The sequence below is a fragment of the Candidatus Seongchinamella marina genome, from assembly GCF_026262685.1.
Lineage (GTDB): Bacteria > Pseudomonadota > Gammaproteobacteria > Pseudomonadales > Halieaceae > Halioglobus > Halioglobus marinus.
In genome coordinates, this window is record NZ_SHNP01000005.1 from 359,879 (window position 1) to 379,486 (window position 19,608).

15 protein-coding genes and 2 pseudogenes are annotated in these 19,608 nt (G+C 50.1%); 11 read left to right on the top strand and 6 right to left on the bottom strand.

Features of this window, described 5'->3' with window-relative positions; translation table 11 throughout:
- Positions 1 to 35: 35 nt before the first annotated feature.
- Positions 36 to 1,490 (bottom strand): betaine-aldehyde dehydrogenase, encoded by a 1,455-nt coding sequence (gene betB / locus EYC87_RS15410; RefSeq protein WP_279253642.1) that lies wholly within the window; start codon positions 1,488 to 1,490, stop codon positions 36 to 38.
- Between the two features lie 29 nt (positions 1,491 to 1,519).
- On the bottom strand, positions 1,520 to 2,878 hold the full coding sequence (locus tag EYC87_RS15415; protein WP_279253643.1) for an FAD-dependent oxidoreductase: 1,359 nt from the start codon (positions 2,876 to 2,878) through the stop codon (positions 1,520 to 1,522).
- Between the two features lie 125 nt (positions 2,879 to 3,003).
- Here EYC87_RS15415 and bcoG point away from each other — a divergent pair, with 125 nt between their 5' ends.
- The 3 genes from bcoG (at position 3,004) to EYC87_RS15430 (ending at position 7,207) form a co-directional block, all read left to right on the top strand.
- On the top strand, positions 3,004 to 3,921 hold the full coding sequence (gene bcoG / locus EYC87_RS15420) for a 3-dehydrocarnitine:acetyl-CoA trimethylamine transferase BcoG (RefSeq protein ID WP_279253644.1): 918 nt from the start codon (positions 3,004 to 3,006) through the stop codon (positions 3,919 to 3,921).
- A gap of 105 nt (positions 3,922 to 4,026) precedes the next feature.
- Positions 4,027 to 5,313, top strand: a complete 1,287-nt coding sequence (locus EYC87_RS15425; protein WP_279253645.1) for a serine hydrolase domain-containing protein — start codon at positions 4,027 to 4,029, stop codon at positions 5,311 to 5,313.
- A 661-nt stretch (positions 5,314 to 5,974) separates the two neighbouring features.
- Positions 5,975 to 7,207 carry a cytochrome P450 gene (locus tag EYC87_RS15430; protein ID WP_279253646.1) on the top strand — a complete coding sequence of 411 codons (1,233 nt, stop codon included), beginning with the start codon at positions 5,975 to 5,977 and terminating at the stop codon, positions 7,205 to 7,207.
- Positions 7,208 to 7,486: 279 nt separating this feature from the next.
- Here EYC87_RS15430 and EYC87_RS15435 read toward each other — a convergent pair whose 3' ends face one another.
- Positions 7,487 to 7,651, bottom strand: coding sequence for a DUF2256 domain-containing protein (locus EYC87_RS15435; protein WP_279253647.1), 165 nt, complete (start codon positions 7,649 to 7,651; stop codon positions 7,487 to 7,489).
- A 194-nt stretch (positions 7,652 to 7,845) separates the two neighbouring features.
- Here EYC87_RS15435 and EYC87_RS15440 point away from each other — a divergent pair, with 194 nt between their 5' ends.
- Positions 7,846 to 8,985: a hypothetical protein gene (locus EYC87_RS15440; protein ID WP_279253648.1), complete on the top strand. Its 1,140-nt coding sequence runs from the start codon at positions 7,846 to 7,848 to the stop codon at positions 8,983 to 8,985.
- Between the two features lie 458 nt (positions 8,986 to 9,443).
- On the top strand, positions 9,444 to 10,202 hold the full coding sequence (locus EYC87_RS15445) for a class I SAM-dependent methyltransferase (protein ID WP_279253649.1): 759 nt from the start codon (positions 9,444 to 9,446) through the stop codon (positions 10,200 to 10,202).
- On the opposite strand, the gene EYC87_RS15450 is transcribed toward EYC87_RS15445, so the two are convergent.
- Positions 10,199 to 11,356 (bottom strand): phenylacetate--CoA ligase family protein, encoded by a 1,158-nt coding sequence (locus EYC87_RS15450; RefSeq protein WP_279253650.1) that lies wholly within the window; start codon positions 11,354 to 11,356, stop codon positions 10,199 to 10,201. The genes EYC87_RS15445 and EYC87_RS15450 overlap by 4 nt on opposite strands.
- A gap of 80 nt (positions 11,357 to 11,436) precedes the next feature.
- Here EYC87_RS15450 and EYC87_RS15455 point away from each other — a divergent pair, with 80 nt between their 5' ends.
- From EYC87_RS15455 to EYC87_RS15465, 4 genes and pseudogenes are all read left to right on the top strand, one after another.
- Positions 11,437 to 11,694: a hypothetical protein gene (locus EYC87_RS15455; RefSeq protein WP_279253651.1), complete on the top strand. Its 258-nt coding sequence runs from the start codon at positions 11,437 to 11,439 to the stop codon at positions 11,692 to 11,694.
- A gap of 37 nt (positions 11,695 to 11,731) precedes the next feature.
- Positions 11,732 to 11,886 (top strand): annotated as a pseudogene (locus tag EYC87_RS19505) (IS6 family transposase); the annotation flags it as partial.
- A gap of 230 nt (positions 11,887 to 12,116) precedes the next feature.
- Positions 12,117 to 13,814: a PAS domain-containing sensor histidine kinase gene (locus tag EYC87_RS15460; RefSeq protein WP_279253652.1), complete on the top strand. Its 1,698-nt coding sequence runs from the start codon at positions 12,117 to 12,119 to the stop codon at positions 13,812 to 13,814.
- 44 nt (positions 13,815 to 13,858) lie between these two features.
- Positions 13,859 to 14,540 (top strand): annotated as a pseudogene (locus EYC87_RS15465) (IS6 family transposase).
- A 79-nt stretch (positions 14,541 to 14,619) separates the two neighbouring features.
- On the opposite strand, the gene EYC87_RS15470 reads toward EYC87_RS15465, so the two are convergent.
- Positions 14,620 to 15,831, bottom strand: a complete 1,212-nt coding sequence (locus tag EYC87_RS15470; protein ID WP_279253653.1) for a phosphotransferase — start codon at positions 15,829 to 15,831, stop codon at positions 14,620 to 14,622.
- 157 nt (positions 15,832 to 15,988) lie between these two features.
- On the opposite strand from EYC87_RS15470, the gene EYC87_RS15475 reads away from it, so the two are divergent.
- On the top strand, positions 15,989 to 17,626 hold the full coding sequence (locus EYC87_RS15475) for a phytoene desaturase family protein (RefSeq protein ID WP_279253654.1): 1,638 nt from the start codon (positions 15,989 to 15,991) through the stop codon (positions 17,624 to 17,626).
- On the opposite strand, the gene EYC87_RS15480 is transcribed toward EYC87_RS15475, so the two are convergent.
- Positions 17,586 to 18,140, bottom strand: a complete 555-nt coding sequence (locus tag EYC87_RS15480) for a TetR/AcrR family transcriptional regulator (RefSeq protein ID WP_279253655.1) — start codon at positions 18,138 to 18,140, stop codon at positions 17,586 to 17,588. The two genes, EYC87_RS15475 and EYC87_RS15480, sit on opposite strands and share 41 nt — an antisense overlap.
- Before the next feature lie 158 nt (positions 18,141 to 18,298).
- On the opposite strand from EYC87_RS15480, the gene EYC87_RS15485 reads away from it, so the two are divergent.
- Positions 18,299 to 19,606 (top strand): sulfotransferase family protein, encoded by a 1,308-nt coding sequence (locus tag EYC87_RS15485; RefSeq protein ID WP_279253656.1) that lies wholly within the window; start codon positions 18,299 to 18,301, stop codon positions 19,604 to 19,606.
- Positions 19,607 to 19,608 lie beyond the last annotated feature (2 nt).

Sequence of the window (19,608 nt, forward strand, 5' to 3'; positions counted from 1 at the left end):
CTGATTAGGCAGTGTACCGATCCCCAACTGTGATTTCAGAAGGGGCTTTCCAGCGGTGTCATACCCACGTAAACCGATTTCAGCTGGGTGAGTTGTTTTAGGGTTTCCATGCCATTTTCACGTCCCACTCCAGAAAGCTTATAACCGCCCACTGGCATTTGCGCGGGAGAGTTTCCGTAGGCATTAATCCAGCATATGCCCGCTTGCATACGATGTATGACCCGGTGAGCACGGCGCAAGTCTTTGGTAAAGACACCGGCTGCAAGACCATAGCCGGTATCGTTTGCCCGCCTGATAACCTCTTCTTCATCCGAAAAACTTAATAGTGACATCACCGGGCCAAAAATTTCATCACGAACAATACTCATGTCATCTCGGCAATCTGCGAACACGGTGGGTGCCACGAAGTAGCCGTTGATGGCGGTGGGTGGCGCCAGCGCTTTACCACCGCACAAAAGGCGGGCTCCCTCAGCGATGCCTTTGTCGATGTAAGACAGCACCTTGTCTCGATGCTTAGCCGATATGAGGGCGCCAAAGTTGGTGTCTTCACGCATTGGATCGCCCGCCACAATATTATTTTCGATGCGCTTGAGCAGTAGCTCGGTAAACGCTGGCATTACATTATCGTGAACAAAGACCCTGGTGCCGTTGGTGCAAATCTCGCCCTGGGTATAAAAGTTACCCAGCATGGCCGCAGACACGGCCTCTTCTATGTCTGCGTCTTCAAAGACGATGAGAGGGGATTTTCCACCCAGTTCCATAGTCACATCTTTCAGGGTTGCCGCTGCGGATGCCATCACAGCTTGTCCTGTGGTCACGGCGCCCGTAAAGGACACTTTAGCGATTTCATTGTGAGAACTTAGCTGTGCGCCTACCTCTCCATTTCCGTGAACAACGTTAAATACGCCTGCGGGAACGCCGGCTTCGACGAAAATGTTCGCCAACATGACTGCGCCGCGGGGGGTTTCCTCCGATGGTTTGAAGATCATAGCGTTACCACATGCCAGTGCGGGAGCCGCTTTCCAACAGGCTATTTGTAGCGGGTAGTTCCAGGCCCCGATTCCAGCGCATATGCCCAGTGGTTCGCGGCGGGTGTAATAGAAGTCACCTCCCAGATCCTGCTGATTGCCTTCAATAGCGGGCGCTAGTCCGGCAAAAAATTCAATGGCATCTGCTCCGGTAACTACGTCTACTGTAGATGCCTCTTGCCAGGGCTTGCCGGTATCGGCGACTTCGATTCGCGCCAGTTCGTCGTTACGTTCTCTGAGTAATGCAACGGCCCGATGCAGTATTCGGCTGCGCTCGATCGTTGTCATCGCAGACCATAGTGCGAAACCTCGTTGCGCACTGTCGACTGCCGCAGCGATAACACCAGCGTCAGCGACTTCGACTTGATAAATCTCTTCCCCGGTAGCAGGATTAATAACGGCGAACAGCTCACCGCTGGTATTATCCAGATAGTTTCCGTCGACGAAGTTTTTCAGCAGCATGATTTGCATCCTGGTGTGATGATTAGAGGTCAATGAATGCGGGCAGACTGACGTTTCAGTTCGTCCTGCAAGCGGCTGATGTTGAGTTCTTCTGGAGACTTCCCATCCTTGATTGAAATAGCGGCGGCGGCTCCGGCCCCCTGGCCGGTGACTGCACAACACATCATATTGCGGGTTGCGGCATGACTGTCGCGATCTCCGCCGGTGATGCGTCCGGCAACCAACAGATTCTCCACGCCCTGTGGTAAGAGTGTGCGATAAGGTAAGTGGAAATATCTGCCGGTAGTTGGCAGGATCAGAATGCCGTAGCCATCAAGAAATTCAGGGAATATACCAATGCTGTCTTCGAATCGACCCTGTTGGCGAACATCAGTGGCCGTCATATTATAAAGCGCGTCGATCTTGCGGGTATCGCGCACTCCAAGAGTCATGCCAAAATTGCGCAGTTTGGCGCCTTCGCATCCGGGGTTGAAACGCTGCAGTGCCTCAACTGCCAGCATGGCCTGGCGACGACCTTCAATTTCCCCTTCGGTCAGGTCGTCTGGATCAGTGCCATCCAGGTTGGGTAAGTGCACCAGGTTTAGGTAGGTGAGGTCTCCATTGTCGTATAGCGCACCCCAGGTTCCGGCTATTGTATTGAGACTCTGGGGAATCAATCCTGCTTCTTTTGCCTGATCAAAAGGTTTACGCAGGAAGGGTGAAAACATGCCGTCTTCTTTGCCAGAGGTCTCTACATTCCACTCTCCATAGTCCCAGTCCCGATAAGTGGTGGGGTTGGCCTTGATGTTTTCGATGAACTTCAACTTGTCGACACCAGACATGGAGAACATGACCGATACGGCAATCATGTCTTCTTTTGGAGTTTTGATCGTCGCAGCGCCAGCGCGATGGGCAACGTCGGCGTCACCTGTGGCGTCGATAACGCGCTTTGCCAATATGGCTTCGCGTCCAGCTTTGCTTTCAGTAATAACACCCTTAATGACGTTGCCTTCCATGATGGGGGCGACAAACATTCGGTGCAGCATTGGTGTAACGCCCGCTTCCATCACCAGAATGTCAGCCACATTTTTGAAGGCCTCACCATCAATGGCGTAGCTATCAGATTGTGGCTCAGGTGTCGCGGCCCCCATGGCCTTTGCGCGGGTTTCAAACTCCACGCCGATGCCTTCGCTGTCGATGGTCTGCTCATGTCTGTACCAGGCAAAGCCCTCAACACCAACGGCTGTGATATTGCCGCCAAAGCAACCGTAGCGTTCTAGTAGGCAAACCGAGACGCCGGCCCTTGCGGCTGCCAGCGCAGCAGCGAGTCCACCGGGACCAGAGCCCACAACCAGTACGTCGGTTTGATGTATAACCTCAACTTCTCTGCCGGGTTCTGTTATCTTCATCGCTCTCTCGCAGCTTCCACAGGATGGAAGCGCATGATCTGTTTGGTGATGCTATTGTTAGCAATTACAGTATATCTTAAGCACCCTACGAAAGAAGTGAGCTTACCTAGCAAAGGAGCGACCTAATGCCATTAACCGCTAATTTAAAACCTTTCATAACCTGCGCGGTAACCGGATCTGGTGGTACCCAGGATCGATCTCCCCACGTGCCACGTTCGCCAGAGCAAATTGCCACTAGCGCTATCGAAGCGGCCAAGGCCGGCGCCGCTGTTGTTCACTGCCACGTGCGTGATCCCGACACGGGTGCACCAAGTCGGCGCACTGATTTGTACCGTGAAGTGGTTGACCGTATCCGTGATTCCAACACCGATGTCGTGGTAAATCTGACGGCGGGTATGGGGGGTGACATGGTGTTTGGTGACCCAGAATCGCCTCTGCCCCTGAATGCTGAAGGTACCGATATGGTGGGGGCTACTGAGCGCATGGCTCATGTTGCTGAGTGCTTGCCCGAAATTTGTACCCTGGACTGCGGGACCATGAATTTTGCCGAAGCAGACTATGTGATGACGAATACGCCGGGTACGTTACGTGCTATGGGCCAAATGATCACTGACCTTGGTGTTCGGGCTGAGATCGAGGTGTTTGATACCGGGCATTTATGGTTTGCCCGCCAGCTGGTTGAAGAGGGCGTTATCGAGGCACCGGTGTTAATACAGATGTGCATGGGAATCCCCTGGGGAGCGCCGGACGATTTGAATACTTTTATGGCGATGGTCAACAATACACCGGCAGACTGGAGTTTCTCGGCATTTTCAATCGGCCGTAACCAAATGCCCTTTGTAGCCGCCGCCATGCTCGCCGGTGGCAATATCAGGGTTGGTCTGGAGGATAACCTCTGGCTGGGCCCGGGCGAGTTGGCCACTAACGCTCAATTGGTCGAGCGAGCGGCTACCATCGCTACCAATCTGGGAGCGACGCTGATGACCGCTGCCGAGGTGCGTACGAGTCTGCAACTGCAAAAGCGGGCACCCGTGGGGGCCTAAGCAATACCTTTAAATTCACCTGTATCATTGGTGGCTCGCCCATTAATGTTCATGGGCGCCGATCATTGCCTGATTGCGGCGCAGCCATCAATTTGGAGATTTAATATGAAGTTTGTTGTTACCTTGGTCACAGCGCTTTTTTATTCGATGCTTGCTGCGGGTAGCACACTCAACGACGGGCTTGAAATGGCCGTTCCTGAGTCGGTTGGATTCTCCAGTGAACGCCTGCAGAAAATCACTGATTTTGCGCAGGGCCAGGTGGCCAGAGGCGAGCATGCAGGGGTAGTAACCATGGTGGCGCGCCATGGGAAAATCGTTCACTTTGAGGCAGCCGGTCGCTATGGCGTGGACGATGAAAGACCCATGACTACAGATGCCCTGTTCAGAATTTTTTCCATGACCAAGCCCATCACTTCAGTGGCATTGATGATGCTGTATGAGGAGGGTGCATTTCAGATGACTGACAAGGTATCAAAATACCTTCCACAGTTGGGTGATCTTCGTATTTATAACGATGGAGAAATAGAGGAAGCCGGCTACGAAGTCACGATTGAACAGCTGTTTACCCACACCGCTGGAATGACGACGACTTTCAGGCCAGATAATCCTGTTGATGCCATGTATGAGCAAGCGAAATTAAATTGGAGCCCCGATTTGGATGCTTATATTGATGCTTTGGCTCAACTGCCGCTGCGTTATGAGCCGGGAACCCGTTACCACTACAGCGCTGCAACTAATGTACTGGGTGCTCTGATCGAAAAGCTTAGTGGCAAGGCGCTGGATGTTTTCTTCAAGGAAAGAATTTTCACACCCCTTGGAATGAATGATACGTTTTTTGAGGTGCCTGAGGATAAGTTGTTACGGCTCGCGGGAAATCATCTTTGGGATCCGCAAGACAACCGGCTTATACCTGCGCCAGTAGGGATGTTGCCAGCCTACAGTAATGTGACACTCTTTCTGGGCGCTGGAGGATTGGTGTCATCGGCTATGGATTACATGATCTTCTGTGACATGTTGCGCAGGGGTGGCAGTTACAATGGGGTGCGTATTCTGGGGCCAAAAACCGTTCAGTACATGACACGCAATCATCTCACGCCTGAAGTGCGCAACAATGGCTTTAATGAGTTCCCGGAGTCTCACCTGTATCCCGGTCAGTGGTTTGGTTTGGGTTTTGGCGTAATGCTGGAGCCTGCTATCAGTGGCGTAGTGACATCCCAGGGTGAGTATTCATGGGGCGGAATAGCTGACACAAAATTCATCATCGATCCTGAGGAAGACCTGATCGCAATCGTCATGACTCAATTGGTGGCTTCTCCGTGGCCGACTCAGTTTCGGATGAAAGTAGCAACCTACCAGGCGCTGACTGCATTGAATGCCGGTCAAACGCCCTGAACACTGCAAGTTCAGAGTGAGGCTGCAGGCCTTCAAAGAGTGGAACGCAGTGATATATTGGCGTACGCCGTCGCCTTTTCAACAACGGCCGTTTCCTTGCTGCAATTCGGAGGTAATTAGCCCATTTCATTTACATACTTTTACTAGATGCGTTGACAATCAGTAGACAATGTTTGGTTAGAGTGTCCGCAGCTACCCTTTAGTGACCATAGAGCTATCGGCTAGTAGGTTACCCGACAGCGCATTTCGGCTAACCTGAGCCCCGCCGGCGACCTCCTTGTCAGCGGGGCTTTTTTTGATCAACCGACCTCAGCAACAGTAGGGGTCAGAAGATTGGGCTCAGAATTTCCTTAATATTACTTCTCCATCCGGCATGGCCAAATTAACTTCCCATAATTGACAGCATCGGCAAATGAATCTCCAGGTTTGCCTTCCACTAAGGGCAGGCGTCACTCAACATTCATGGCGGTGTACACAGTGGGTGGCGAAATGGCGCTCAGTCGTTGTCAAAGTCACGGTATTAGCGGTAGGCTTCGTCCTTTTGCCAGAATTGTCTGATTCAGTCAGACGATGGCGATAGCTGAGCAAGATTTCCTGATATTGGGTAAAATCACGCGCTCGGCATTTTCCGCACACTCAGCTACAGATTTGGAGACTTTTCATGCATCGCTCGACCGATATCCTAGACCCAGCCATTATGGGAAATGAAACTACGATGCACGCTCTGTTCGATCACCTTCGGGACAATGACCCAGTGGTTTATCTTGATCATCCTGATTATGAGCCCTTCTGGGTATTGACCCGCCACGAGGACGTTAAGTACGTCAGTCAGAACAACGACTTGTTTATTAACAATCCACGCACAGTCATCGTGCCGCAAGAATTCGAGAAAATGTTGCTAGAGCAATTTGGCACCCGTAATGGCTTGGAAACCCTGATTCACATGGACAACCCCAAACACCGCAAGCTTAGAAGTGTTACTCGAGATTGGTTCAAGCCAACGCCCATCGGCAAGCTCACACCCATGATCGAGGCTATCGCACATGAGTATGTGGACAAAATGGAAGCCATGGGTGGCGAATGCGATTTCGTAAAGGACGTGGCCTTGCTTTACCCTCTTCGCATCATTATGAAAATTATTGGGGTTGTGCCAGAAGAAGAACAAATGATGTTGAAGCTTACCCAGGAGTTGTTCGGCGGTCAGGACCCAGATCAAGGCCGCGGTAACGAGGTAGGTGACGGCATGGGTGTATTGCTTGATTTTTTCGCTTATTTCAAAAATGTGGTAGAAGACCGTAAGAATAACCCTACGGATGACCTCGCTACAGTGCTTGCCAATGCGATCGTTGACGGGTCACCAATGGAAGAACTTGACCAAATCAGCTATTTCATTATTACCGCTACTGCCGGCCACGACACAACTTCGGCGACAACCAGCGGCGGTTTGAAGGCATTGCTCGATTTTCCTGAGCAATTGGATAAACTGCGTGCGAATCCAGATCTGGCTAACGCCGCAGCGCGCGAAATGATTCGCTGGGTGTCGCCCGTTCGCCACATGATGCGCACCTGCACCGAAGACGTAGAATTTCACGGCCAAATAATACGCAAAGGCGAGAGTCTTGCCATTTGGTATCCCGCAGCGAATCGAGACGAGCGCGCTATCGTTGATCCTCATAAATTCGACATTGAGCGCGACAATCGTAACCAGATGGCGTTTGGCTACGGGGGTCATATGTGCCTTGGTCAACACCTTGCGGTGCTGGAAATAGAAATATTTTTCAAGGTACTGCTCTCTCGGATTGACTGGATAGAGCTGGCAGCAGAGCCTAAGTGGGTTGAAGCGATGTTCGTCGGTGGACTCAAGTCTATGCCAGTCAGATATGCATTTACGTAAATAGCGCCTAATAGAGAACAATGTGCTCAGCGAAAAAATGTGGGTTTATGGCGTGTTGGTCGACCTGAATAGTTATCCCGCCGGTGTCAGTGGGCATATGGCCGTTGGGGAAGAGATGTGGGTGGAGGCACATTTGGATGACGAAATTCAGCATGTGCGAAATATTGTGACTTCCGTAATATCCAGTAAGGGACCGTGTTGGCAGCCAACTGACTGGTGTGGATCTATGATATCTGCAAAGCGGTCACTAACGATAAGCTAATGCTTGCGGCGCGGCTACTATGTTTCGCTGGTGGTATTCACCGTTTTTCCCGTTGAGCGACTACTGCGGCATTTTTTTGAGCAGTATTTAACCTGTTCCCAATCGCGCTCCCATTTTTTTCGCCAGTCGAATTCGCGCAGGCAAACGGGGCAAAGCTTTGATGGTCGGTTTCGTTTAGGCATGTGTGCTCATAACAGAGTTCAGCGAGATCAACTATTCGAACGGAGTTATATCAGAATATGCGCTGTGAGGCGAAAGCGGGCATCGCATGCTGGGGCCCCGCTCCGTCATTTTGTTCTTGTATAGTGGCTTTGCCGCAAATAGACTTGCGTCGAACTGAGAAACGATAGGTAATTATCAATAACGGTCTTTCAGAATGCATGCAAAAAAATTCAAGCAACTGTTTCTTCATATCGGACTAGGAAAAACAGGCACCACAACTATTCAACAAGACATTCTGGCTAACGCCGAATTGCTTGAGACCAAGTACGATGTGCATTATCCGCGGCGCTTTTCTCACGCTGATCGTTATGAAGGCAACCATTCCGTTCTACTTCGGGCTCTTTTTTCTAACGCACCAGCGGTTCGTCAAAGGTTATCTGAAATTGGTATACCCGATCAGCAAGCGATCGATAAGTTCAATAAGCTTACGATGAATCGACTTTTGCGCAGCTTTGAAAAGACTCCAGCGGATCAACTACTACTTTCCGCGGAGAGTGTAGGGCACTTTCGACAGGCTCAAATGACCGAACTCTTTAACTGGCTAAACGAGCTTTCCGAGTCGATTACTGTAGTTGCTTGCTTAAGACATCCAGTGCACGCACTTTCAAGCGAAATTCAGCAACGGTTGAAAAAAGGCGAAGACCTGGAGACTATGTACACTAATCCCCCGCACTATCTGTTCAAAAAGCTGTTTACGAGACTCGAAAATGCCTTTGGCAAAGAAAATTTAATTGCATACAGCTTCGCGGATGCTGTGCAACAAGATTGTGGACTGACGGCAGCATTCTTTCGGCAAATAGGGATTGTTGCAGATGACGATTTCCCCAAAAGCAAACCGATAAACACGAGTATAAGCCATGAAGGCGCACTACTTTTAAGCAGTGTTAATCGACAACGCCCTGTTATGCTCGCGGGCGCTAGAAACCCAGCTAGAACTTTGGTCGATATTGATTACTTTAGAGATTTACCCGGCAGACCATATCGTGCGCCAGCAGAAGTCTATAACTTGGTTAAAGAAAGTGTCGAGGTAGATGTCCAATGGGTCGAACAAGAATATGACATTGACCTTGGTCGCCCTGAACAAATAGAAGTTGAAAGGTATAGAAGTTTCAGTGAACAAAGTATCGATTTTATTGCTGACCAATTGGTTCAGGGAAATAGTCAACGCCATTCGCTTATTCAACGCCAGCGACATCCGCTGACACAGAAAGTTATAGACATTGTCGCTCACCCCTCTCTGATATTTTACAAAGCGCTGAGCTTGTTCGGGATTGGGCGGCTGTCGTCTAAATAAAGGGGAACGCCAAGTTAGCTGAACTAAATAGCGAGAATTGGCACATGAATACCTATTAACGTCAGCGATTATTTTCCGAGATCAGCAGCTACGCAGCCTGGCCTTACTCTCGTTTCAATTTTAATATCCGCGATATCGAAGATATGCTAGTCCAAATAGGCGCTGATGTATTCAGGCGGTACTGACTTGGTACAGGTCACTCATTCTTTGACTCCGCACACTCCATGCTGACTATTGCATTCTTTAGCTTTCCGTTTTTTGTTTTCATGATGCATTGAGATCGATAGGTGACGATTTTCGTGGTAAAAAAATTATCCGGGGACAGGAATAATTTGTTTAGAATTAACGTTGCAATAATATTGTCGAATGAAGCTATAAAATCAACTGCATAGCCCATTTACCGAATAGCTGTTAAAATAAAACCGCGAAGAAATGTTCAATGGATGCGATGATAATCAATGAATAAGCTCGATTACACTGATATTTTCGATTTTCGTGGAGCTCACTATAACCGGGCTTGCCGGGACTACCCTATCGCAAGATTATTGGAGCGTACTGCTTTGTTATCGCGTCTTGATTTAAGCGATAAAACCAGCTTTTGTGATGTTCCTGCCGGTGGAGGATACCTCGCAGATGGTGTCGAAGAATTACAACGCAGTATTGCCATTAGTTGTATTGAGCCTTCAGCCACTTTTGGTCAAATGATTGACTCCTCTTTTACTACCGTGAATTGTCCTGTCGATAGTATTCCTCTTGCAGATCGCAGCTTTGATGCCATTGGCAGTCTGGCTGGTCTGCACCACATTGCCAACCGTCGTCCCGTATTGAAAGAATGGAGCAGGCTTTTAAAAGCCGGTGGCGAATTGGCGGTTGCCGATGTTGCCTTGGGCAGTGTGACTGGAGATTTTTTAAACGGTTTTGTTGATTTTCACACGCCTCAGGGTCATGACGGTATTTTTTTTGCAGCGGGCGAATTCACCGAATTAATGCAGGAGCAGGGTTTGGAAGATTGCAATGAAGAAGTCGTGAAGCTTTATTGGCAGTTTGAAAAACGCGAAGGCGCCGCTTTTTTTTGCAAAGATTTATTTTATTTAACCACAGTCGAAGTTGAAGACGTTGCCATCCAATTGGACCGATTGGGATTGCACTTTTCAGAAACTAACAATCAGTGGCAATTGCCCTGGGAATTAATTTACGCAAAAGGCAAAAAAACCTAAACAGTGCATTTTGAAGAATAAAATTTACCGTTTTTTTCCCTTTCTATTTCGTTTTCCATTATAACAGTCAATTTAGGCAAATAAGAAAAATGCTGCTGAAAGGCTGCCTCAACCTGTTGGTGCAAACTATTAGTAAGCTCATTAGCTAAATGCACCAAACGCACGGTAAAATGTTCAACGTCATCCTGAATCACCTGATACTGCCGCATGCCTTCAATATTTCTTAAGGCAACCGATAACTCCGTAAAAGGCACGCGCTCACCATTGCGATGCAATAAAGAGCCACGAATTTTTCCGAGAATAGTTGAAAAAGCGGGGAAATCAATTTTACCGCAGGGGCATTCGCCCCAGGCTGCTAGGTCACCGATATCGTAACGTATCAACGGCATGGCCGTATTAAAAAAATCAGTGATGACAACCCGTCCGACTTCATCTTGCGCACAGGGTTCGTTATCGTCATTTAAAATCTCTACTCCGAGTTTACCAGCTAGCACGTGATGATACTTGGGGTGATGGGGGCAACGGCCAGCAATCATGCCCACTTCTTGCGCACTATAAGTACTCCAGATTTGTGCATTAGGAAAAGCTTGTTTAATTAACGCTTCCTGATAAGGCTCAAACACTTCAGCGAAAACACCAAACCGCTGGACAAAGTGCATATCAAGGCCCTGCTCAAATACTGCATGACACAAACGCTCAGCGTTGCTCGGATAGGTTGTAATGGCGGTTGCCTTATGCTGTGTGAAACGCTGCTTAATAAAAGCCAACTGCTCAGCCACCGGCGTTTTGACGTCCCGACAGTCTTCACCGGGATTATCGGTATGTATAAAACGGGTGACCCCAAGACGTCCCCCCAACCAGGATATAAAACGGTTAGTAACTTCACCTTCTAACGCCATACGATCCTTGGACCAGGCAGTTTTGACCGGTACGCCGGTAGAACCTGAGGTGGTGGCAGTGACGGCATGACCGTCTAACAGTTGATCATTATTCTCGAGAATGTCGACACGGCTTAGTAAGGGCACACTTTCTTCGCAGTTTTGTAGCCATTTTCGATAGAATGGATGATTATCTTTTGCCCAGGCAGTGATAGCTTTAAATTGCTCTTGAGCGTAAGGGCGTCGCTCGAAAGCTTTGGGGGTCGGTATTTTCATTATGGCTTGAGCATAGCAGACTTTTATCTTATTTAGGGACGAGGGTTTTGTATAGGTGGGTGTATTACTCTGAAAATACCATGTACACGATGAATTTTTTCACGTGGAGATTGTTAAGGAAAATTGGGGAGTGGTGCAAACCAAGAGAAAAAGGAAAAATTCTTGTGACAGGGGCGGTCAATTTAGCAATGCCTCTGTTGCGGTATGATACTGATGACATGGCGGTCAATTGCCAGCTTTGGCTTGGCAATGTAGCGGCGCAGGAGGTTATGTTTTTTACTTACAGTCAGTTAAATCTCACGCCTGTTTGGCGTGATAAGCCGGTGCCCTTCATGTAGCCTACTAGTTTTCGGACGAAATTGGTAGACTCTGTTGATGGCTATCTATAAGCGTCACAGGTTTCTACCCGATATCATTTTCCTACGCCGTTTGGCTCTACTATCGCTTCAATCTCAGCCACCGCGATATTGAAGATATCGCCGCTGAACGTGGTATCACTTTATCAAGAGAAGCCATCCGTCTGTGGTGTATCAAATGCGAAGCTAACTATTTCCGAAAATTCAAGCGGAAGCATCGAGGCTACGGCGATAGATTTTACATCGATGAAATTTTCTTCCGGATCAATGGCAAGCAGTATTACCTGTGTCGAGCCGTGGATCAGTGTGGTTGGCTAAGACAACGCGCTTGATTATTATCGATTCATGAACTTTAATTACTAGAACCCTAGCCGGGTCCTCGGCAGCTTAAGGCAAACAAGAAAATGCACGCTAAAATCGTTCCTCTGAAAGAGATTTTGGAACCAATTACAGATAAATATTTTTATTGGCTTACTGCAGTTATCCTTCTGCTGCTGCCGTTCAGCCTTGTTCGATACTTTCAAACTGGCTGGCTCACGTTGTACTCATTTCATTGTAGTGTCGCACTTTTATTCGTATTGAGTTGCTTCATACCCATATTGTCGCGCCACAAACTCGTTATTGTTGTAGTGGGTTGCATGACAATCGGCGCGTCTGCCAATCTACAGCACGGCATCTCTCAATCAGGGGAAGCCTCCTTCGTTTTGGCAATAGTCTTATGCTCAGTCGGCTTTGGCGTTAAAGGACTCATTCTTTCGTCCGTTGCCACTGCTCTTTTTCTCTTTTTGCCGCATCTCGCCTTTTTAATCGAACCGCTTATCCCTACTGGCATCAGACCCTATAACGAGGGGCGCGAGGGCTTCCTAGCTTTGGGGTGGATTTTATTTTGCGGAATCTCTGCTTCGTATGTGGTCCTGCGTTTAGTCACAGGTGTACGTTCGAAGTCTCATCAACTCAGTTTGTCGCTAATCAAGAGCGCAAATATTGCGCGCGATTTGACCATTTTGATTGATACGGCCAACGCTCCGATCTTTGGCGTAGATTCAGAAGGAAAAATCAATGAATGGAATCAACAGGCGGAAAAAATTACAGGCTACAAAAAAACTGAGTTAGAAGGGCTCAGCTTTGCTACAGCTTTTCCTGGTGATGCGCTCTTTCGCACTAACGACTACAGGGCTTCGATCGCAGATGTTCTGAACAATACAATGATGGGCGAAGAAATTTCCAACTTTGAACTAGACCTGATCACGAAATCTGGGGAGAGTATCTCTATTTTGCTCAATTCAACAGCGCGTAAAGATGTATCAGGTAAAATCATCGGCGTGGTCGGCGTAGGTCAGGATATTACAGAGCTAAATAGGATGCAGATAGAACAGGAAAAGGAGCGAAAAGAAGCATCAGCTCAAATAATACAGGCGTCTAAGCTGGCAACTCTGGGCGAAATGGCGACTTCAGTTGCCCACGAATTGAACCAGCCACTGAATGTGATTCGTGTGGCAGCAGAAAATGGCCGCAGGAAGATAGCGACAGACACGGCTGACCCCGAATATCTGGAGAAAAAGCTAAACCGCATAATAGCGCAGACAGGTCGAGCTGCTGCTATTATCCAACATTTGAGAATGTTTGGGCGCGAAGCGAAAGAAGAACCTGAAGTCATTGATCCTCGACTTGCAGTTGAGAACGCGCTTGACCTGATGGGCACACAATTACGGCTGTCTGGCATTGAGATTGTGACTGAGCTTCCTAAGAGCTGCCCATCTATTTTGGGACATGTCATACAATTGGAACAGGTAATCTTGAATTTGCTTGCCAATGCTCGAGATGCGATGTCTGACAAAGATGTCCCCGCCAAGATTTTATTAGGTGTGAGTGCGGATGACGAAAATGTGCGCATTACAACTGAAGATACTGGCGGCGGCATTCCAAAAGACATACTCGAGCGTATTTTTGAACCGTTTTATACAACCAAAAAAATAGGCGAGGGAACAGGCTTAGGACTATCGGTAAGTTATGGCATTGTCCGCGACATGGGCGGAAGAATTTTTGCAGAGAACTTCAATGATGGCGCCCGAATCACGATCATACTGCCGATAGGCAACTAGGGGGTACTGCCAACTTAACTTCCCGAAATTGATGGAATCGCCCCATCACTACCTACAAGCGACACCGATTCCCACCCGATATCATCAGCTACGCCGTCTGGCTTTACTACCGCTTCAATCTAAGTCACCGTGATATCGAGGACCTTCTCGCCGAGCGCGGTATCACCGTATCCCGAGAAGCGATCCGTCTCTGGTGTCTCAAGTTTGGAGCCATTTATGCCCGCCGATTGAAGAAAAAGCATCGGGGCTACGGCGATACCTTCTACATCGATGAAGTTTTCGCCGGTGTGCCGGACCATTCAGATCAGCGGTAAGCAGCACTACCTATGGCGAGTAGTGGATCAGGAAGGCGAGGTTGTTGATGTGTATCTACGGGCTAGGCGGAATGGGGCTGCGGCTAAACGGTTCTTCAAGCGGTTGCTACATAACCATGGCAGTGAACCCAGGAAAATCGTGACGGATAAACTGCGCAGTTATGGCGTTGCTCACCGGGAGTTAATGCCCGAGGTGATCCACAGTACCCAGCAGTATGAGAATAATCGGGCTGAGCAGTCTCACGAGGCGACCAGGGTGAGGGAGCGAGGGATGCGAAGATTCAAATTGGTCGGTCAAGCGCAGAGATTTCTGGGTGTCCATGCTGCTGTCAGCAATTTATTCAATCTCGGTAGACATCTGGTCAAGGCTCAACATTATCGGGATCTGAGGATGAGTGCGTTTGAAGAATGAGGAATGGCTTTAACTTGATTACCGTCCGCGGAATTTGATCGGTCACGATGAGTTAACTCGTCAAAACCGTTGTACACCATCAAGCGTTGGCAAGATAACCCTTTAGCCAATGAGCGTAGTCTAAACGCTGTACTGAGGCGACTGCGCGACGCAGAACTTCAGTAAACACAGTGTTTTGCTCCTCATTCAGCCCGCCAAAACCGATTGACACAATAAGCGTCATGAGGGGATGAAAACTAAAACTACGATACTCCTCCCAAGCATCCGATGCATCCAAAGGAGCACCATAGTGAGCACGTTGGCCGGCATAATAAGTTACCAGGTCACGTTCACAACTTGCCAGTACACCTGAAGGCAACGAATTGGAAAGAAAGTACTGCACATCGCGAATACCCTTGCCCCAATGCGCGGCCTGCCAATCCAGCATGCCCATCTCGTTGCCATTCACAAAAAAATTCCCAAGGTGACTATCGCCATGCAGTAGTGATAGCGGGCCGCCAAACCAATATTTCAGCAACTTGGGCCACTCGCTAACAGTTCGCTGATAAACCTGCGCCACGTCGGGAGGAATAATACCCGGGTGTTTGCGCATAAAGGGTTCGAGTGCCATACGGTTCAACGTGCGCGAGATCACGCCCATTTGCGGCGACAAAAATGGGTGGTAACGATAGGGTAAGACTGCTTCTTGCTGCTCACGGCTCAGGCCATGGTGGTGGCAATGCAGACGCGCGAGGGCATCTAGGCATAGATGCACCGTTGCGAGCGACGGGCCTTCCATCATGTCCGGATTAGTAAACAACGTGACAGCTGGATCAATATTCAGGTTTTCTTGCACGAGGAAAAAGCGGCTGCCGCGCCAGGCTGTCGCGTACGTGATGGGCGTTCGCAGCGGAAGACCTCGCGCAACATCGCGAAAAAAATCAGACTCCAGTCGCCAGGACTGAATAATATTCATGAACCAGCGCGTCGCATAAGACGCCATAGGCAGTTTAACAAAGACGCTGGCGGGCAATTTTCCCTCCGCCTCCTCAACAGACAGTACGAGGTTATAACAATTGCTGCTCACCGATGGAATGTCCTGCTGTGACAGCTGGGTGATGCGCACAGGCCCCCTATCTGGGTCTGTCAGACCCTCATTAATCAACTTCGATAAAGCAACGGGAGTCGCTACCTTGTCCGGATCGTATGGCATGGCGCCACCGAACAAATCTGCGCAGACGTCCATGGCGAGGCGCCAGGCCGAGGCACCTCCGATCATTGCCATGCGCGCTGTATCAGACCATGCCGCCATTGTATTACTCCTCAATTTTGCGCTTTCCAAGCCCTGCAGATCCACCGGAAGCAGCGCAGGGCTCGCGATAACGCCGCGCTTGTCGTGATAGGACATTTCTCATAATATGTCCGATATGAATCCAGAACAAGTTGGCACAGCGCCTTGGAGATCGGGTATGAACGCGCAAACCACAGCCAATAATCGCTTCGACAGTATCATCATCGGCGCCGGGCACAATGGCCTCGCCACTGCTCTCGTACTGGCACGCAACGGCCGTCGTGTCCTGGTGCTGGAAAAGAACGACTACGTTGGCGGTATGGGCGGCACACGTGAGATACTGAAAGGCTGTCGCAACGAGGTTGGCGCCAGTTGCCTGTTTCCTCTAGCGAGGGAAATTCGCGATTACTTTGATTTCGAGAACCATGGCGTCGAGCTCATTCCCCTCCCCGTGATGGCGGTGAATCTCGCAGGCCCTGGCAAGCGACCACTCGTCTTTTTCAAGAGCCCGGTGAAACTCGCCTTTAATATTTTACGCAGCTTCGGACCCGGCGCCATGCTCGGTTTCATACAACTGATGAAATTCTGCGCCTATCCAGCTCGAGTGCTGGATCGCTTTACTGCGCGCAAGGTGCCCCGCCGTCTTGAAGATCTCATCGCTGAGGCAGGTACGGAAAAAAAGCGCGAACATTTGGAACTGGCTTTCAAAGGTTCGGCAATGGATATTATTGATCGCTTTTTCCCCGACCCAGTAAAGCATGATGAGTTGCGCGCCAGCATGGCATTCGCCGCTGTACAGGCCACTTACAAGGGGCCGTATACACCCGGCTCCGGACTGTGCCTGATTTACACCATGGCACAGGAAGGCTCAGAAGGTCTGATGCAACGCGTGCGCGGTGGTATGGGTAGCCTGTCGGAAAGCCTCGCAAAGCAGATTACTGATCGCGGCGGCGAAGTGCGCTTAAAACAGCGCGTGAGTAAAATTCTCACCCAAGATACGCGCGCTATCGGTGTGCAATTAAAAGATGGCACTGAACTGTATGCAGATACCATTGTGTCCAATCTCGACAAACAGGCTACTTTTAATAGCCTTTTAGCGGAGCACGGACTAGCCCAAAACGAGCAAGGAAAGGTCGATGCTTTTACCCATAAGGGTGCCTTCGTACACATGTTATTTAAACTGAAGGGGCAGCCAACGTATTCCGAAGATCTCAATCGCCTCAATGCAATTGAGGGCGCACACTTTGGTGGCGCGATGGTGCTGGACCCGCAAGAATTACAAGCCGCTTACGAGACCTGCCTACGTGGCGAACTCCCTGCACGCATACCACTGGCCTTCCAGATGCCTACAGTCATGGACCCAACACTTGCGCCTGAGGGTTATCACATTGCTACGGCTTATGGCTTTTACTTCCCCTGCGATGCCGACAAGTCGCATCGCGGCAAGTTGCGCGATGCAGCTGCCGAGAACATCATCGAGCATATCGGTATCTACTTTCCCGATTTTCGCGAGCTCATTGAAGATCAGGCAATATTTTCAGCCGACCACTTTGCCAGCATGCATAGCGTCACCAACGGCGACTGGACACACGGTTTGCTGCATCCCGACCAGATGATCGGCGAGCGCTGCTTGATCGACGGCACAGGGCACACTACGCCCATACCCAACCTCTTCCTGTGCGGCGCGTCTTGCCATCCGGGACCAGGAGTGACCTTCCTGCCCGGCTACAATTGCGCGCACGAGATGATGGCGACCGCCGTGGTAAGCGGTGACACTACTTCAGAAGAACCGGCACCAAAAGCGCGTGCAGCGTAGCACGCAGCTCTTCTTCGCTACCAATGACATTGCTGGGCAATGTGAGGAAAGACAGCAGCAGACGGTAAACCCACTCCACCAGTACCTCGGGCGGCGCTGTATCTTGCAACAGCCCGGCGACGCTGGCCGGACCTACCACGTGATCCATCAATTCTTCTCCAAATTGCACGATCAGCGCCGACTGCCAGATCACCTGGCGCGCTCGACTGCCCTCTTCCGATGCAAATACAGTTGCCAACAGCGGCCGATGTGGTATTTCACGGATCGCCAACAGCAAGCCTTCCACCACCTGGTGCGCAGGCTCGAGCTTCACATCGAGCCGCTCGCGAATAAAGCCGTTAAGCGTGAGCATTTCTTCCTTAACGGTGGCAATGAGCAACTCATCACGCCCCGGAAAGTAGCGATACAGCGTCGAACGGGCAATGCCTGTGGCAGCGGCGACCTCTTTCATACCCGTCGCTGCAATGCCTTTGTTGATGTAACAGCGACGCGCAGCGGCTAAAATGTTGTCCATTGGATTAGTTTCAGTCATTGCCAAGCACAGAGCCCTTGAGCGTGTGAGCGCAGAATGAGACATCCTCAGTCATCCAGCCGTCAGCGTAAAGCGCTTGTCGACATGTTGCTCCATCTAAGACACGAGTAATAAAAAAAATAAAAACAAGGACACTGTCAGTGAGTATCAGCCCTATTCTTCGCGCTACAGATTACCACCGTCTGCCCATACGGCTGATCAATGGCTTGTTGCGTGGCGCCAATGCCGCAGGCTTCGCACGCTTCGAACTCGACCAACGCACGCTGCTGGACGATGCCCGCCAAGCCACCGGGTTCGATGACTTTGGCGACGAACGTTTTCTCGAACCTCTGGGCGTGCTTATTGAGGCCACAAGAATGCAGCCTCTTAACCCTCTTGGACGATTTCTAGCTCGCGCAAATATTCAGCGCCTGTTGAGGGGACGCTTACAAGCAGAGGAACTGTTTAAGCGCTATCCTGAAATTCTGGCCCGGGAAATCCCCGACCCCATTGTGATTGTGGGACTAGCGCGCTCGGGCACCACACGGCTTCACCGCCTGCTCGCCTCAGACCCAAACTTGCTGCATTTGAAGTCCTGGGAAAGCGTGTATCCGGTGCCAACACAGGAGGCCTTTGCCGCGCGCGAGGCCGGTACTATCGACCCCCGTATTACCAATCTGGACCGAGCCCTGAAGGCTGTGCTGTACATGAGTCCTCAGATCGCAGCCGTTCATCCGCTGGGAACGCTAGAAGTCGAGGAAGAAATTGGCATGCTGCAGTACGGTTTTTCAACGCAGTTATTTGAAGTTATAAATCAAATTCCCGCCTTTGCAGAATGGTCGATGACACACGATCAGCACGCGGCCTACGAAAAAATGGTACGCCTGCTAAAACTGGTGTCATGGTTTCGCGGTGACCCTGAAGACAAACCCTGGATATTGAAATCGCCACAGCATATGCAAGACCTCAACGCGTTGTTACATGTTTTCCCCAACGCACAACTACTGTGCCCGCACCGTGACCCAATCAAGGTTGTTGCCTCGTCCTGCTCTATGGCCTGGAATTCTTTAGTACGCGACAACGACGAGATAACCCCCCAGTGGGTAGGCAGTGAATGGCTGACGAAAACCAAGCGAATGCTACACAAGAATCTCGCCGAACGGGACACGTTGGCCACACCACAGCAGCAGTACGATCTGCGCTATGCCGATATGACAGCAGACTGGGAGCATACTATTCAAGGCGTTTATGATTTTCTCGACAGGCCCTTCACACCAGAGGCAAAGGCCGGCATGCGCGCCTGGCTGGCGGAGAACCAACAACACAAACACGGCGCGCATAAATACAGTTTGGACCAGTTCGGTTTGAATGCGGACACGGTAGACAAAACACTGATGTTCTACCGTGAACGTTTTGATATTCCCTATGAGACCGTCAACCCACACCGCGCCAAGAGCGTCACCACATAATA